Here is a 15,278-nt window from a genome sequence, read left to right as displayed (position 1 = left end):
GGACGATTAGGATTGCGGACATGAAGGATCGCTTCGAAGACAAGGTCGTCATCGTCACCGGAGCAGCATCAGGCATCGGCGAAGCGACCGCACGTCGTTTCTCGGCCGAAGGCGCGAATGTCGTGCTCGTCGACCGCCAACGCGAGGCCCTCGAAAAGGTCTCTGCAGAGCTCCCGCCCGAGCACACGCTCTCCCATGTCGCGGACGTGTCGGACTCGCGGGCCGTCGACGGCATGGTAGCATCAGCCGTGAAGCGCTTCGGCCGACTCGACGTGCTTGTGAACAATGCGGGGGTCCATGAAGGCGGCGATCCGTCCAAGATCACGGACGAGGAGTGGCGGAAGGTCATGGCGACCGATTCCGATGGCGTGTTCTTCGGCTGCCGGGCCGCCATTCCCCATCTTGAGAAGACTAAGGGCTCGATCGTGAACACCGCCTCCGTCTCCGGAACTGGCGGCGATTGGTCGATGAGTCCCTATAACGCCGCGAAGGGCGCCGTCGTCAATCTCACGCGCGCACTGGCGATGGATCTCGGAAAGAAAGGCGTACGCGTAAATTCGGTCTGCCCCAGTCTGACGCGCACCGGCATGACCGCTGACATGATGGAGGACAAGAAGCTGCTGTCGAAGTTCGCCGAGAGGATTCCGCTGGGGCGCGTCTGCGAACCACGGGAAGTCGCGGCGGTCATCGCCTTTCTCGCGAGCGACGACGCCAGCTTCATGACCGGCGCGAACGTCGCCGTGGACGGCGGCGTCTCCGCGTCGAACGGACAGCCGCCGCAGCAGTAGCAAGCGCCGTAACGCGAAGGGCGCTGCCCGGATCCAGTTTCATCTCGAGCTGGAAGCTATTGCACAGCAGCGTGATCTCGATCCGGTCCGTCTTCAGACCTTTCCGATGATGTTGCGGGCCGCCGTCTCGACGGCCTCCGGGGCAGCTTCTGCTGTCGCCCGTGGGCCGCACGGATGTGGCCGGCGCTCGCCCAGCCCGATCACTTCTCCGGACGCCTCACTTCGAGCCAGCGTACCTACGCATCCGAGGTGAAGTGGACAACGCTCACTCAGATTTTTCGGGTATTCCAGCGCTCCGTGGCCAAGGTGATCGTCGGCGCGGTAGGGCCGAACGCCGCGCAATTGTTGCAGGCAACGAACTTCGTCTCGAGGTCACTGCTGATCCAAAGATTCGATGAGGCGCAGAAGGGGCATGGTTGCAACGTCCCGGAACTGACGAAACCGGGGGTTCGATCGGAAACAGGCTTTTCTCCGGGTTTTCCTGCCATCACTAGGCTGGTTCTAGTTCGCAGCCACGGCGCCGTCGGCGCTGGCTATGCTTGGCTGAATATCGGGCCGGCATCGGAAGCCGCAATACAATCTCTAACGGTTCCCAGGTTTGATGATTAATCTGGTACACTATTCCATCGTATTAGCGGCTTCGCTGCAGGCCGGTAATTTGCTCGCTTCGCACGCTGTATCCACTAGTTCGAGGAACGCTTGAAAGCCGGGTCAACCAGAGCTCTCCCAAACGCGAGAACCATCGCCGCCGCTTCATGCTCTCCGCGATCGTCCAGGACGTGATAGAGCAATTCCATTCTATCTCGGAAGGCGGCCAAAAGCGATGGATCCCGCTCGCACAGAACTCCTGCAATACAGAGAGCGAGGGCTTCGGTCCCCATCTTAACCTGAGCCAAGGAGGCGGAAGTCATCGCGTCCTCCCGGCTTGATTTGCGGTTCTGCGCTTCGCTCCACTAACATCGCTCACGAGAGAAGTCCTTTCTCTCTTCATCGCAGCTGCCAAAGTAGAGCTTAACAATGCTCAACCTCGCAATTCTTCAGCGAGCCGTCGCTCTATGAAGTTGCGTTCGAGGTCCGTCAGCTGCGTGTTTAGGAGTTTGCGGTATCGCCTCACATTTGTCTCGCGCGTCCACCGCGAATGCTTCTGTGTGCGTGAGGCTTGCATTGACCGATACCGTCTCGTCGTCGCTTGCTGACCGATCGAACGCTGCGCCTGGTCGAGAGCAATGCAATCGAGCTTGCTGAAACGAGGCTGCCGCATCGCCAATCCCCCGCGTGGCGGCGGGTTATCTTCACCATCCAGCTGCTTCAGCGCCGCCAGAATATCGTCCAGCCGCAACCTGTGCGGAATGCCGGGGACTTCGCGCAAGGCCGGATAGGATTCGACAACGTACATATCGGACGTCCACGACGACAGGATCACTCGTTTCTCATCCGTCGAGAGTTTGGGATCGTTCAAGACATCGTGGGGTGAATTGTAGTGCGATACCGGGTGGAAGAAGGGCTCAACATTCTTGATGGTACGATTGACCTGGCTCATCCTTTGTCTCCTTTCTACTCCTTTCGTCGAGAGACGGGTTGATATGAGTCTGGGGACAAAGGCGGCAACAATGACATCGCCGCCTTCGAGGCTTAGGCCGCCTTCTGCGTGATTTGCGCGCTAGAAGCGCCACCACCGATCGCGATGCGCCGGGGTTTCATGGCCTCCGGAATTTCGCGGACAAGTTCGATCCGAAGCAGGCCCTTGTCGAGCGCCGCATTCTTCACCTGGACGTAGTCTGCAAGGTTGAACTGCCGCTTGAATGGGCGAGCTGAAATGCCCTGGTAGAGATATTCGTGCTGGTCCTTATCGCCCTTGCGGCCTTCCACCGTCAGCACGTTCTGCTCGGCGGTCACCGTGATCTCATCCGAACTGAAACCAGCCAGTGCCAGTGAGATCTGATACCGATCTTCGCCAAGTCGCTCGATGTTATAGGGCGGGTAGTTGTCCTCGGTCCGATGCTGGGTTTCGTCGAGGAGATCGAAAAGACGGTCGAAGCCGATGGTCGAGCGCCACAAGGGAGCAAAATCGTAAGTCCTCATAGCCAGGTCCTCGTAAGAGCAAGATGGTACGAAGAAGCGCAAGACATGTTGCAAGACACCTGTCTGGCGCCCTGTTCAGTCTGCCGGACCCAGAGCTGGCGACCGGCACCGCCGCAGGCGGCAAAAATCGAAATAGAAGAGTCGAAGTCGATTTCAAGAGCCTCCGCAAAACATTTTGTCAGGATCTTCTCTCGGTTAATTTTGGATTGCTCGCGAAGCTACGCCTTGCAGACAGACTTCAGCCTCGGTGAGGAGGCGCGTCAGCCGCCGATGGTCTTCGGTGGGCAGTTTTGGACCTTCAAGCCGCTCCGCAATGGGAAAGGGACCCGCCGTTCGCTTTCGATCACGAAGCTTCGAATGGGATCGTCCACAGTCCGGACAGGTCAACCAGGCGGAGACGGCCGCATTTCGCAGCCCGCATTGCGCCACCAACAGGATCGGTCAGCTGAAGTTCGGCGAGGCTTTTGCCCGATTCTGGGGAATTTGCAGGACACCCCACGGCGTAACGCTCGGGGACACGAGCGTATCGATCCTCATCGTCGGCGTTGAAGCGTTCCATTTCATCCAGGGTGTCGCGTCGAGATAACGGATCGGTGGCAGCGTCAGGGTGCCGCCGGGTTTCGTAGCTGCCTGTTGCGGTGAACTCTCCATTCCCCATGCGGCCAGCGAGGGTAGCGTTAGGACCGACGCCAGCAACGCTGTCATGAGATTTCGGAAGATGCGATTTGTGTGCTTCCCCGCACGAGCGGAGTCAATGGTGTGATCTCTGATCATCTCATCCTCCTATCGTTCGAAATCATGCGATGGTTGCGAAGCTCGAGGCCAGCATGAACCAGTTCAGAGCAGCCCGGCTTCGATCTGCATGCTCATTGTGGTCTCAGTTCCCCTTGTGTGTTGGTCGGCTCCTTGTGCAGCACTTGAGGGAGCACCCGGCCGTCAGGCGGCCGGGCGCAGTCTTGTCAGAAGTCCATCGGCGGCGCGGCCGAAGTGTGAGCGTCCGGCTTCTTGGGTTTGTCGGCGACCAGCGCTTCCGTGGTGATCAGCAGAGACGCGACCGAGGCGGCGTCCTGCAAGGCAGTACGAACGACTTTCGCAGGATCGATCACACCAGCCTTCACCAGGTCCTGGTATTCGCCGGTTGCAGCGTTGAAGCCCCAGTTGTAACTGGCATTCTCAAGGAGCTTACCAACTATCAGTGAGCCGTCTTCGCCAGCGTTCTGGACAATCTGCCGCGCAGGAACCTGGATAGCGCGGCGTACGATGTCGACGCCTGCCTTCTGATCGGCATTGGCAGTCTTGACCCCATCGAGCGCCTTAAGCGCGCGGAGTAGCGCGACGCCGCCGCCGGGAAGGATTCCCTCCTCCACTGCTGCGCGCGTGGCGTGGAGCGCATCGTCAACCCGATCCTTCTTCTCCTTGACCTCGACCTCGGTGGCGCCGCCGACGCGGATCACCGCAACGCCGCCGGCGAGTTTTGCGAGTCGCTCCTGCAATTTCTCGCGATCATAGTCCGACGTCGTTTCTTCGATCTGCGCCTTGACCTGGGCGACGCGGGCTTCGATGTCCTTCTTGGCACCAGCCCCGTTGACGATCGTGGTGTTCTCCTTGTCGATCACCACCTTCTTGGCGCGGCCGAGCATATTCAAGGTTACATTTTCGAGCTTGATGCCGAGGTCCTCCGCAATCGCCGTGCCGCCAGTGAGAATGGCGATGTCCTCGAGCATGGCCTTGCGCCGGTCCCCAAAGCCCGGCGCCTTCACGGCAGCGACCTTCAGTCCTCCGCGCAGCCGGTTGACGACAAGCGTTGCCAAGGCTTCGCCTTCGACGTCCTCTGCGACGATCAGGAGCGGATTGCCCGTCTGCACCACCGCCTCCAGCAGCGGAAGCATAGTCTGCAGTCCGGACAGCTTCTTCTCGTGGATCAGAATGTAGGGATCCTCGAGCTCGACGCGCATCTTTTCGGCGTTGGTCACGAAGTATGGCGAGACATAGCCGCGGTCGAACTGCATGCCTTCGACGACCTCGAGCTCAGTGTTGAGGCTCTTGGCTTCCTCGACCGTGATGACGCCCTCGTTGCCGACCTTCTGCATGGCGTCAGCGAGGAAACGGCCGATTTCGGTGTCGCCGTTCGCGGAGATCGTCCCGACCTGCGCAATCTCGTCATTGGAAGTGACTTTCTTGGCGTGCGCTTTCAGGTCGCCGACGATCGCCTCAACCGCAAGATCGATGCCGCGCTTGAGATCCATCGGATTCATGCCGGCCGCGACCGACTTTGTGCCTTCCTTGACGATCGCCTGCGCCAGGACGGTCGCGGTGGTAGTGCCGTCGCCAGCGAGATCGTTGGTCTTGGACGCGACCTCGCGCACCATCTGGGCGCCCATATTCTCGAACTTGTCCTCCAGCTCGATTTCCTTGGCAACGGTGACGCCGTCCTTGGTGATGCGCGGCGCGCCGAATGGTTTCTCGATCACCACGTTGCGTCCCTTGGGACCGAGCGTGACTTTCACCGCATTGGCCAGTGTGTCCACTCCCCGCAGCATGCGCTCGCGGGCCTCGGTCGAAAATTTTACGTCCTTGGCAGCCATGTTCTAAATCTCCTTTCTGTTCGATGACTGTCAGCTTCCCGGCGGCGTCAGGCCGCCTTCTTCAACTTGCCTGTGTGCTCGACGATGCCGAGCAAATCGCTCTCCTTCATGATCAGCAGATCCTGGCCGTCAATTTTCACCTCGGTCCCCGACCATTTGCCGAACAGAACCCGATCCCCAGCCCTCACATCGAGCGGGACCAGTTGGCCTTGCTCATTCCGCGCGCCAGGGCCGGCGGCAATAATCTCGCCTTCTTGCGGCTTCTCTTTTGCGGTGTCGGGAATGATGATGCCGCCGGCGGTCTTCTCCTCGGCATCGATGCGACGCACGAGCACACGATCGTGCAACGGACGGAAATGCATGAACATCCTCCTTAATAGTCTAGCGATGTCATTTGACCGGTGCCGATAACGAGCCCCCGGCGAAAGTTCCACCTAGGGAAGAGGGACTTGGTTTCAAGACCCGGAACAAAAAATTTTGGCACTCTCATCCAATGACTGCCGGACGGACTTGAGGGCGGGCCCTAGCCACCCAGTTAAGCGGACGCGCATCCATATAATTCATTGTAATATAATGAGAAAATAATATCGCGGTCGCTACTGCGATCACATCGCCGGGCGGCGGCAACGTCGGGATTGGCTTCGCCGTGCCCCATCAACATGCCAAAGAAAGCCATGATCAGCTGATTGCGACGGGCCGCGTTGAGCGGGCCCAACAGGCATGGCGCCAAAGATGCCCCAGCCGCCGGTCACCTCGAAGGACGAGAATCAAGGAGATCAGCTCAGGCTCTTCAGCCGAGCGTGCGGGCCTCGCCCAAAGGCGACATCATCGTGAAGGCCAACGACCTCCTGATCCGGAGCGCGACGCAGGTGCGGAATCTGATTGGGCCTACGCCGGTTGACCAACAGGTGCATCTGCTCTCGTTGAGCAAGCCTACGGACGCGAAAGCGTGACGGTTGAGGTGCTTCCGCTAGTGGAGAAAAAGTCTAGGTTAGAACACCCAAAATCTGCATCGGCTGCTCATGCAGCCGGTGCAGATTTCATCAGTTTAGCTTTGCTTCGTCTCAAGCACGCACCCGGTGCAGATTTCATCGGTTTAGCTTTACTTCGTCTCAAGCACCGCGGCTTCCGCTTGCGCTTGCGTGACGGCGTGCCTTAACAGCTCCCCACCATGCGCGCTTTTGGCGGCCTGCCGCCGAGAGATCCGATGCCGATGTATGCGGCGCATTTCGATCTGACTTCAACGACGAGCAGGTCGCGTAGGCGGTAAGGGCTGTCTGTCCTCCAACGGTGATGCCCACGAGCTTTTTCCGTCTCTAGCCAATGAGCGCTGCGCAGCAATGAACGGCAGTGGTTGCCACGATCAGGATGTTAGCGAGCATGATGCCCAAGATCGCTTCCGTGAACATGATGGTGACCTCCCACGACAATGTCGATAGAGCCACGCCTTTTTTTGCCGCTGGAATCCACTGTTTCAGAGGAGGCTGTTTTGGCCGAGACCGCCGCGACATGAGAAGAGCTCGCGACCCGGGCGCGCACTGCGTTCCTCACTCGCTGAAACGCACGTTGCTCGATCTGCCGGATTCGTTCGCGCGAAATACGAAACTGCCGCGCCAGTTCGTCCAGCGTCTTCGGCTCGTCCGCGAGCATCCGAGATTCGAGGATTTCTCGTTCGCGCCCCGACAATAGCTCAAGTGCCTCCGAGAGAGCCGCCTCTCGTCGCCCGTAGTCATCCATGTCCATCAGCTGGCGTTCGGGATCAGGTGAAGGATCGACCAGCCGGTCTTGCCAGTCCTCCGTGGTCTCCTCATCGCTGATGGGAACGTTAAGTGAGATATCGCCGCGGAGCCGCCGATCCATCTCGACCACCTCCGGGGGAGTAACCTTCAGTTGCGCCGCGACGTAGCTTATCTGATCGACGCCCAAATCCGTTTCCTGAAAGGCGGATAGTCTGCTCCTGAGCCTGCGAAGATTGAAGAATAGTTTCTTTTGGGCAGCTGTGGTCCCCATCTTCACGAGCGACCACGACCTCAAAACGTATTCCTGGACCGATGCCTTGATCCACCACATCGCATAGGTGGCCAGCCGAAAGCCCCTCTCCGGCTCAAAGCGCTTAACGGCCTGCATCAAACCAAGATTGGCTTCCGAAATGAGGTCGGCGATTGGCAGGCCGTATCGGCGATACCCCATCGCAACCTTGGCCGCCAGCCTAAGATGACTCGTGACAAGACGGTATGCAGCCTCGCGGTCGCCGTGCTCGCGCCAACGCCTTGCGTAGCTGACCTCTTCGGATGCGGTGAGAAGTGGGAATTTCCGAACCTCGACAAGATAGCGGGAAAGCCCTCCCTCGGAGAGGGATGGCAGTGCCGTGATGGTCGCCATGGCGGTCGCTCCTTCCTTCACTCACGTGCGCGAAAGCTTACCGAGAGATGGTCGCCGCCCTGGCAACCTTGCTAGCGAGAGACCTCAGCCTGCTCCGCAATTGCGGAACCTGCTTCAGGTAGACTCTCGCAAAGCATCGCGCGGAAAAGCGGAGACGACTCGACCGCTGGTCGAGTGAATTCATGAGATGATCGAACCTCCGGCTGAATCGCCGGACAAAGGCGGAAATACGTCCCATAGCCAAATCCTTCAAGAGCAAGTTGGGTTGGGTACGAGAGAATGCCTTCCTGCATCGATGGACCCCTTCAGGCGTCCGATGGCAAAAAGGCGATCACAGAACTCCAGTTCAGCAAAATTGTTCCGACCGTGTGCCCACCGAAATCAGTATCGAAGCAGGCCGAACGAGGGGTCCATCGCGGCTAAGGCTTGTCGGCACTCTGGATCGCGAATGAACGCACGTCTGCCTTTCGATCGAATGCGTGCTGCAGGGCGGGCGTCCACCAAGTCATCGACGGGATTGAGCTCGGCGCTTCCGCAACGCGGGCAGCGCCCTGTCTCGGGGATTTCGAGTAGCGCACCGCATGCCGGCCTCTCAAGTAAGGCAGCTCGCGCTGGACCTCCGGTGATCCATCATCTGCCGGCTGCAGGCGGTCGCGCCGTCCGCGATTCAGTGCGCGGCAAGAAGATGGGTTTGCGTGCGACGACAGGAAAACCTCTTGAAAAACAGCAGCCCACTTCTAATTCGAAGGGTGCAGGCGCGGCACGCCGCCCTGCGCCGGGCGCCTTTAAGGGTCCGGCTCCCCGGGGCGCCGGACACGGTGTCCGTGCGCTCGTAACCATGTTGCTCGAAAGGAGGATGTGGCTATGACCATCTTTGATCTTGCTACCCCGTGGCGGTCGACAGTCGGGTTCGATCGCCTGGCTGACCTCATCGAGGATTCGGTCCGATGGACGAACGGCGGCAACTACCCACCTCACGACGTCGAGCGGGCCGGTGAGGACCACTATCAGATCTCGCTGGCATTGGCTGGCTTCACGCCCGACGAGGTCACCATCACTGCAGAGCAGAACGTGTTGACGGTCGAAGGCCGAAAAGCGGATAGGGGCGCGCATCAGTACCTGTATCGGGGCATCTCTGCACGTCCCTTCCGGCGGGTCTTTAACATCGCGGACTACGTGCAGGTGAAGGGCGCCTCGTTTAAGAATGGTATGCTCAAGATTGATCTTGTGCGTGAGGTTCCGGAGGCGATGAAACCACGCCAGATCCCCATCAACGTCGGCAACGACAACCGGCAGCTTGAGCACAAGCAAGCGGCCTGAGCGTCTGCTGTCACGGGTGGGGTTCGACCCGCGGCGGTTAGCGCCGCGACGCGGGCGATTGTCGAATACAAGGAGGAAAATCATGGCCATGACTGATCTCATTCCCTGGGGCCGCGGTCGGAACGTTCCGGCGCAACGCGGCGGAGACGTGAACCCATTTCTGGCCCTGCATCGTGAGATGAATCGTCTGTTCGACGACGTCTTTCGGGGCTTCGATCACGCGCCCTTTGGCGAATTCCTTGAGCGGTCGATGGGCTGGCCAAACATCGAGGTCAGCGAAACCGACAAGGACATAAAGGTTGCGGCGGATTTGCCGGGCCTCGAGGAGAAAGACGTTGAGGTCGAGCTTGCTAACGGCCTACTGTCTATCAAAGGCGAGAAGAAGACCGAAACGGAAGACAAGGATCGACGATTCAGCGAACGCTACTACGGTCGCTTCGAACGGCGCATACCGATCGACAATGTGGACCAGGACAAGGTGTCCGCCGCGTTCAAGAACGGGGTACTGACCGTAACGATGCCGAAGCTTCCAGAGGCTCAGTCGAAAGTGAAACGCATCGCTATCAACGGGAAATAAGAACAGGGCGGGAGCGCATTTCGCTCCCGCTCTCCACCCGGTCGAGCTCCGCTGCACCGGCAAAGCTGGATCGACGTTTCTTGTCCACGGTCAAACCATTCTCAGGGGACCTAAGACCCATATCGGGCGGCAAAGCTGAAGACCATCGACTCGTTCTCTTGATATCATTGGAGATACTGGAGCGTAGCTGTCGGATTCTGGCGAGAGTGTCCACCATCTTGAACCGGTCGAGCAGAGTGAGGCGAAGCCTGGACAGGCGAAGAGCCAGGTGATTGGCTAGGCTCGACCCTGACGAACGGATCGGCGCTCGATCGTGCTGCCCATCATCAGTAGATCTCAGGTTCGTCAGTCCTTGTCATCTCTTTGTCGGCCGAGGAAGGCGTCGGATGCACCAGGCGAGGACGCGCCTTCGTGCCTTTCTCCGCTTCTTCCACGCATGCATCAACAGCCTCTCGGAGCGAAGTGACGTAGTAGTCGGGATCGTGTCCCTGAGCGTGGTGTAACTGGCGGTGGGACACCGCGTTCGCCGGCAAGAGCCGGACTGGTCAGCTGGCGATAGCCGGGAGACTGACGGTTGGATCATCGCTCAACGGCGCGATGGTTTCCAGCGTCATGTAACGGGCGCGCTGGACGGCCCATTCATCATTCTGTTCGAGCAGGATCGCGCCGATGAGGCGGACGATGGCGTCCTCATTGGGGAAGATGCCGACGACCTCGGTCCGGCGCTTGATCTCGCCGTTGAGGCGCTCGATCGGGTTGGTCGAGTGCAGCTTGGTGCGGTGCTGCGGCGGGAACGTCATGTAGGCCAGCACATCGGTCTCGGCCTCGTCGAGGAAGCCGGCGAGCTTGGGTAGCTTGGGGCGGAGCTGATCGGCGACCTTTCGCCATTGCGCTCGTGCGGCTTCGGCATCGTCCTGGGCAAACGCAGTGGCGATGAAGGCGGAGACGACACGCCGTCCGCTTTTGCCGGCATGGGCCAGCGCGTTGCGCATGAAGTGCACGCGGCAACGCTGCCAACTGGCGTTGAGCACCTTGGCGACGGTCGCCTTGATGCCCTCGTGGGCGTCGGAGACGACCAGCTTGACGCCGCGCAGGCCGCGGCGGGCGAGCTTGCGCAGGAACGCCGTCCAGAATGTCTCGGCCTCCGAGGGACCAATGTCCATACCGAGAACTTCGCGCCGGCCATCGCTGTTGACGCCGACCGCGACGATCACCGCGACCGACACGATGCGCCCCTGCTGGCGCACCTTCACGTAGGTGGCGTCGATCCACAGATACGGCCAATCGCCCTCGATCGGGCGAGCGAGGAACGCCTTCACCTTGTCGTCGATCTCCGCGCACAGCCGCGAGACCTGGCTCTTGGAGATGCCGCTCATGCCCATCGCCTGCACCAGGTCGTCGACCGAGCGGTGGAGACGCCCTGCACATAGGCTTCCTGCACCACGGCGGTGAGCGCCTTCTCGGCCATCCGGCGCGGCTCCAGAAAGCCGGGGAAGTAGGAACCCTTGCGCAGCTTGGGGATACGCAGCTCGACCGTGCCGGCGCGGGTCTCCCAGGTCCGGTCGCGGTAGCCGTTGCGCTGCGCCAGGCGCTCGGCTCTTCTCGCCATAGGCGGCCCCAGTCTGGCCTTCCACTTCCAGCTCCATCAGGCGCTGGGCGGCAAAGCCGATCATCTCGCGCAGCAGATCGGCATCAGGGGTCTTCTCCACGAGCGTGCGGAGGTTCATCATCTCATCGGTCATCGGTGGTTCCTCGAATCAGGTTGGTATCAGCAACCCGACCCTACCGGCGAACTGCCGGTGACCACCGCAAAGCCGCCCGCCCGCTACGGCGCCATGGGAGGCCGCGCGTGCGGACGGCTTTGCTCTACCGAGCTACACCACCAATGGGGACACGACCGTAGTCGGCGCCGACCTCCGCCTTCGTCCTGTCGTTTTGAAGCACCTCCTCGTCTGCCGGCCACAGTCCAACAAGGATGGGAACGAAGCTGTCTTTGGTCCGCTGACGGCGCAGTCGGTTGATGTCACGCTCGATGCAGCTGGGGTCATTCGCGGATGTGACGTGCTCGATGTCTGCACGGGACACGGCGTGCTCGCGCTGGCTGCTACGGAGCGCGGTGCGAAGGTATCATCTGTCGATTTTTCAGAGGCCATGGTCGACGCCGCCCGCCGGAACGCTCCTTCGGTCGTCGCCAGGGGGACGCGCAAGATTTGCCATATCCCAATGATAGGTTCGATGCCGTCATTTGCGGCTATGGCGTCCTCCATGTACCCGAGCCGGACCGCGCTTTGGCGGAAATGCGTCGAGTGCTTCGTCCCGGCGGCCGCGTGGCGATCAGCACCGGTTTGCGCGACCTTGATAAGATCGACCTTGATAAGATAACGGCTTTTGCGATCAATTCCGTCAGAGGATCGTCGCCGTCCTTGACGGAGAGCATGCGCAACGTTTGCTCGTAGCCTTGGCAATAAGGTTGGCATCGTTCGGCGCCATGGCATCGATCTGCGAGCGGAGGTAGGTGGACATTTCTTCCTCTCAGCCCAGATCGAGATTGCCGGTCCAGATCGAGAACGGGCCTGGGCGCTGTGGACAGCGAGTCGGTGTCACGAAACTGCAATGCATCGTTGGTGAAAATGTCACCCCGTTTAACTTGGTCGGACCACCAGCGCGAGGTAGGGCGGGGTCAATCATTTGCGCGGCCGAGTGGCCCCGCTCGCGCTGGGGCGCTTTCCGCCTGCACCGTAAGCCGAATTTATTCCTTAACGAAGATATGAGACTTTATCTTCCACTGTCCGTCGGGTTGGCGTTCAAGTAGTCTCACGGTGCTGCCAGAAATTGGCGCCGCCTTTTCATTTACCACTAGCGTGGCCGTGAAATGGGAGGCGGTATAAGCGTAGGTCCCGATGGGCAACACATCGACCAGCTCAACTTTGTGATCTCTTACGCTTCTTCCCCGCCCAGCAAAGAAATTACGGATTGCCAAAGGGCCCGTGACAGGCTGCGCGCCAGGCGGCATCAATCTGGCGTCAGCGGTATACAATGGTAATAGGGCATCGAAGTCCGCGTTGTTGATGGCGGCATCCCATTTGGCAGCCGCCGAGGAAAGTTCGTCGGCAAGCGGGTCTGCCCCTGCATGACCAACGCAGGCACAGGTAAAGGTCAGCAGCACGGCGTATGAAAGAAGAGAGTGGCGGCTCATCTTTGCCTCCTTTAGCTGAGATGCTTGGCGCATGAGCGAATTCGCAAACGCTACCGCTGAGGGAAGCTGGGCCGCTAGTTCAAAAAGTGGACCGGAGAGAATGTCGTCAGCTAGCTGAGACTGGATCTGCTACTGCAGGCGCCTCATTGGCATATTTGCTGCGTGGGAACCAACTGGGCATGCTGTTCACAAGATGCTTAGGACCGTCGATCTCGATTTTGCCAAGCTCACGCGCCCGTCGCAGCGGCAGCTCGCCTGTGAAAATCTGCACAAGCGTCAGCAGACTCGAGCAGACGCTGATATCGACCACGAAGCCGGGATCATCCCAGCAGAGATCGGCTTCTTCCTTGTTCACAACAAACCACCAGCGCTTCGGCCGAGCGTCCGCAATCTCGATGTACAGCACGAAGTTGCATGGAATGTGCTTTAGTTCGAACGAACGGCGCATATTCCACATCAGCCGGCCCGCGTGGAGTTCGTTCGGCGTGAGCTGGCTGCGCGCCCACCTGTGGCCCCAATAGCCCAATGCATCGATAATTGGCCAGGCTTCTTTGGCCGCTTGGGTTGGATGGTACTCCGAATGCCCATTATCGGCTGATCGGCGTAAGATTAGCCCGGCCTCTTCTAGCGTTTGAAGGCGCTTGGAGAGGAGGGTCGGCGATATCTGGGGGATGCCGCGGCGAAGCTGGTTGAAGTGGCGGGACCCGAGCAACAGCTCGCGGAGCACAAGCGGCGTCCACCGCTCCGTGAGAATTTCCGCAGCTTTGGCTACGGGGCAAAATGATCCATAGCCTTTCATGACCATAACTTTAGCGTCACGAGGGCCACCAAAGTAGTCCAGTTTCTGGACTATTCCCAGGGCGTGCCAATATCGAGGCTTTCTTGCGGGTCGTAAACGGCCTATACGAGCGGCAAACCATGGATGCAATGACCCTAGCAAGCCGGCCGTGGAAACATGGCCCATTGACCGTTTACGGCCCTATGAGCGCAATTCGCGCCGGCATTCGCCCGAGCGAATCGAGCAGATTGCGGCGTCGATCCGGCAATGGGGCTGGACGATGCCGATCCTCGCGGCCGAGGACGGCATGGTTCTCGCCGGCCACGGCCGCCTAGCCGCCGGCAAATTGCTCGGAATGACGGATGTCCCGGTCATCGTTGTGCGCGGTTGGACCGATCAGCAGAAGCGCGCTTACGTCATCGCCAACAATCGCCTGACCGATGCCAGTGATTGGGATGACAGAGGCTCGAATTGGCCGACCTCGTGGAGGGCGGTTTCGAGATCGCGCTGATCGGCATCACCGAGGACGAGCTTTCAAAGCTATCGGTGGAGGTCGGCGAGTTAGAGCAGATGCCCGAATTGCCGGACGGCGATCGGTCGCCATTCCGCGATATGACATTCATCCTGTATGGGGATCAATTCGGGACCGTCGAGCGCGCGATAGCCGGGGCGACCAAACCATGTGAGCCGAATAATCCCAATCGATCGCCGCAAGGCAATGCGCTCGCCGCGATCTGCGCCGAATTTCTAGTGCGCGTCAATCGAGTTTGCTTGGTGCGGCTTGCTTGATGTCCGCTATCCCCGACGCCGACCAAATACCGCAGCGCAGCGAAATGACGCGGTGGGCCAGAGTTGGAAGTCACGAAGAAACTCAAACATTATGGAAGAAACACCAACGTTATGAAGGTTGTAGGCCAAACTCGAATATCCGGCCGTAGCTGGTAACTGACGCTCGCGTGCCGGATCGGCGCAGAGCACACCAAAACGCGACTTGGTTCGCAGTCAGAACAGGGCGATCTCAAGCGCCTTGATCACGCCAATTGCACGAAAGCAGTTGCCACCAATGAAAACGCTTTCGGCACTCGAGGGTACGTTCGAGCGCACCCAATTGTAGAGCTCCCCTGGCTGAATAGCTTGCTGGTCCGATGGCAAACCTGCAACTCCGCTGTAAACGACTTCGACCCCCTGGCTCTCGAAGTAGCGGACGCCTGCTGATCCATTTCGGCCGAGAACCAAGACGGGCTGATTAGTGCAACCCGCGTCACAGTGAGTGCAGCTAGTGCGGTGATCGCCGCCGCGCACGGGATAATGACTGGGATACCTCGCGTGCGAGCTTACAAACGAGATTTGAGCACTGCGTCATCGCCTGCGCCCCGGACATAACTGCTGCTGGTGAAGCCAAAAACAATTGCATTCAATGGGGCCATTGCAAGCATCTCCGCGGCGTCATCCACCGCAGGCGGGTCCGCAAAAGCGCGTACCGGGTTATCGGCAATGGTCGGATCCATCGTTCTGCCCGGCTTGTAGCCACCAAAAGGCACACGCGCGGCGTGGATCGAAATTCCATCAG

General features: G+C 59.7%; 16 protein-coding genes and 2 pseudogenes. 7 read left to right on the top strand and 11 right to left on the bottom strand.

All coding sequences use genetic code 11. The annotated features are described in order from the left end of the window. Positions 1-20 precede the first annotated feature (20 nt). Positions 21-788: an SDR family NAD(P)-dependent oxidoreductase gene (locus P6U25_RS06010; RefSeq protein WP_407150554.1), complete on the top strand. Its 768-nt coding sequence runs from the start codon at positions 21-23 to the stop codon at positions 786-788. Positions 789-1,057: 269 nt separating this feature from the next. On the opposite strand, the gene P6U25_RS06005 is transcribed toward P6U25_RS06010, so the two are convergent. The 7 genes from P6U25_RS06005 to rpoH form a co-directional block, all read right to left on the bottom strand. Next, positions 1,058-1,276, bottom strand: a complete 219-nt coding sequence (locus P6U25_RS06005) for a Lar family restriction alleviation protein (protein ID WP_407150552.1) — start codon at positions 1,274-1,276, stop codon at positions 1,058-1,060. 533 nt (positions 1,277-1,809) lie between these two features. Continuing rightward, a complete protein-coding gene (locus P6U25_RS06000) occupies positions 1,810-2,328 on the bottom strand; it encodes a hypothetical protein (protein WP_407150551.1) in 519 nt (172 codons plus the stop codon). Positions 2,329-2,420: 92 nt separating this feature from the next. Next, the gene (locus P6U25_RS05995; RefSeq protein ID WP_407152434.1) at positions 2,421-2,870 is read right to left on the bottom strand and encodes an Hsp20 family protein; all 450 of its coding nucleotides are present in this window, start codon (positions 2,868-2,870) and stop codon (positions 2,421-2,423) included. 441 nt (positions 2,871-3,311) lie between these two features. Beyond that, positions 3,312-3,644 (bottom strand): hypothetical protein, encoded by a 333-nt coding sequence (locus P6U25_RS05990; protein ID WP_407150550.1) that lies wholly within the window; start codon positions 3,642-3,644, stop codon positions 3,312-3,314. A 185-nt stretch (positions 3,645-3,829) separates the two neighbouring features. Further along, positions 3,830-5,455: a chaperonin GroEL gene (gene groL, locus P6U25_RS05985; protein WP_407150548.1), complete on the bottom strand. Its 1,626-nt coding sequence runs from the start codon at positions 5,453-5,455 to the stop codon at positions 3,830-3,832. A gap of 47 nt (positions 5,456-5,502) precedes the next feature. After that, entirely contained in the window at positions 5,503-5,817 is a 315-nt protein-coding gene (gene groES, locus P6U25_RS05980) for a co-chaperone GroES (protein ID WP_407150547.1), read from the bottom strand. A 1,009-nt stretch (positions 5,818-6,826) separates the two neighbouring features. Next, positions 6,827-7,837 carry an RNA polymerase sigma factor RpoH gene (gene rpoH / locus P6U25_RS05975; protein WP_407150546.1) on the bottom strand — a complete coding sequence of 337 codons (1,011 nt, stop codon included), beginning with the start codon at positions 7,835-7,837 and terminating at the stop codon, positions 6,827-6,829. Between the two features lie 864 nt (positions 7,838-8,701). Here rpoH and P6U25_RS05970 point away from each other — a divergent pair. Together P6U25_RS05970 and P6U25_RS05965 are read left to right on the top strand one after the other, a co-directional pair. Then, on the top strand, positions 8,702-9,157 hold the full coding sequence (locus P6U25_RS05970) for an Hsp20 family protein (protein WP_407150545.1): 456 nt from the start codon (positions 8,702-8,704) through the stop codon (positions 9,155-9,157). A gap of 82 nt (positions 9,158-9,239) precedes the next feature. After that, positions 9,240-9,734 (top strand): Hsp20/alpha crystallin family protein, encoded by a 495-nt coding sequence (locus tag P6U25_RS05965; protein WP_407150544.1) that lies wholly within the window; start codon positions 9,240-9,242, stop codon positions 9,732-9,734. Between the two features lie 545 nt (positions 9,735-10,279). Here P6U25_RS05965 and P6U25_RS05960 read toward each other — a convergent pair. Continuing rightward, a pseudogene (locus P6U25_RS05960) lies at positions 10,280-11,476 on the bottom strand (IS256 family transposase). A gap of 319 nt (positions 11,477-11,795) precedes the next feature. Between P6U25_RS05960 and P6U25_RS05955 the strand changes: the two are divergent. Continuing rightward, a pseudogene (locus P6U25_RS05955) lies at positions 11,796-11,858 on the top strand (hypothetical protein); the annotation flags it as partial. 86 nt (positions 11,859-11,944) lie between these two features. Further along, on the top strand, positions 11,945-12,190 hold the full coding sequence (locus P6U25_RS05950) for a class I SAM-dependent methyltransferase (RefSeq protein ID WP_407150543.1): 246 nt from the start codon (positions 11,945-11,947) through the stop codon (positions 12,188-12,190). A gap of 293 nt (positions 12,191-12,483) precedes the next feature. Here P6U25_RS05950 and P6U25_RS05945 read toward each other — a convergent pair whose 3' ends face one another. Further along, the gene (locus tag P6U25_RS05945; protein ID WP_407150542.1) at positions 12,484-12,930 is read right to left on the bottom strand and encodes a YybH family protein; all 447 of its coding nucleotides are present in this window, start codon (positions 12,928-12,930) and stop codon (positions 12,484-12,486) included. A 106-nt stretch (positions 12,931-13,036) separates the two neighbouring features. Continuing rightward, on the bottom strand, positions 13,037-13,729 hold the full coding sequence (locus P6U25_RS05940) for a winged helix-turn-helix transcriptional regulator (RefSeq protein WP_407150541.1): 693 nt from the start codon (positions 13,727-13,729) through the stop codon (positions 13,037-13,039). Between the two features lie 148 nt (positions 13,730-13,877). Between P6U25_RS05940 and P6U25_RS05935 the strand changes: the two genes are divergently transcribed. Beyond that, positions 13,878-14,219 (top strand): ParB/Srx family N-terminal domain-containing protein, encoded by a 342-nt coding sequence (locus P6U25_RS05935; RefSeq protein WP_407150540.1) that lies wholly within the window; start codon positions 13,878-13,880, stop codon positions 14,217-14,219. Next, a complete protein-coding gene (locus P6U25_RS05930) occupies positions 14,180-14,497 on the top strand; it encodes a hypothetical protein (protein WP_407150539.1) in 318 nt (105 codons plus the stop codon). The genes P6U25_RS05935 and P6U25_RS05930 overlap by 40 nt, the downstream gene beginning before the upstream one ends. A 545-nt stretch (positions 14,498-15,042) precedes the next feature. On the opposite strand, the gene P6U25_RS05925 is transcribed toward P6U25_RS05930, so the two are convergent. Next, positions 15,043-15,216 carry a hypothetical protein gene (locus P6U25_RS05925; RefSeq protein ID WP_407150538.1) on the bottom strand — a complete coding sequence of 58 codons (174 nt, stop codon included), beginning with the start codon at positions 15,214-15,216 and terminating at the stop codon, positions 15,043-15,045. Between the last annotated feature and the right edge of the window lie 62 nt (positions 15,217-15,278).

The organism is Bradyrhizobium sp. ORS 86 (assembly GCF_045571475.1).
Lineage (GTDB): Bacteria > Pseudomonadota > Alphaproteobacteria > Rhizobiales > Xanthobacteraceae > Bradyrhizobium.
This window is presented reverse-complemented; position numbering and strand designations above follow the sequence as displayed.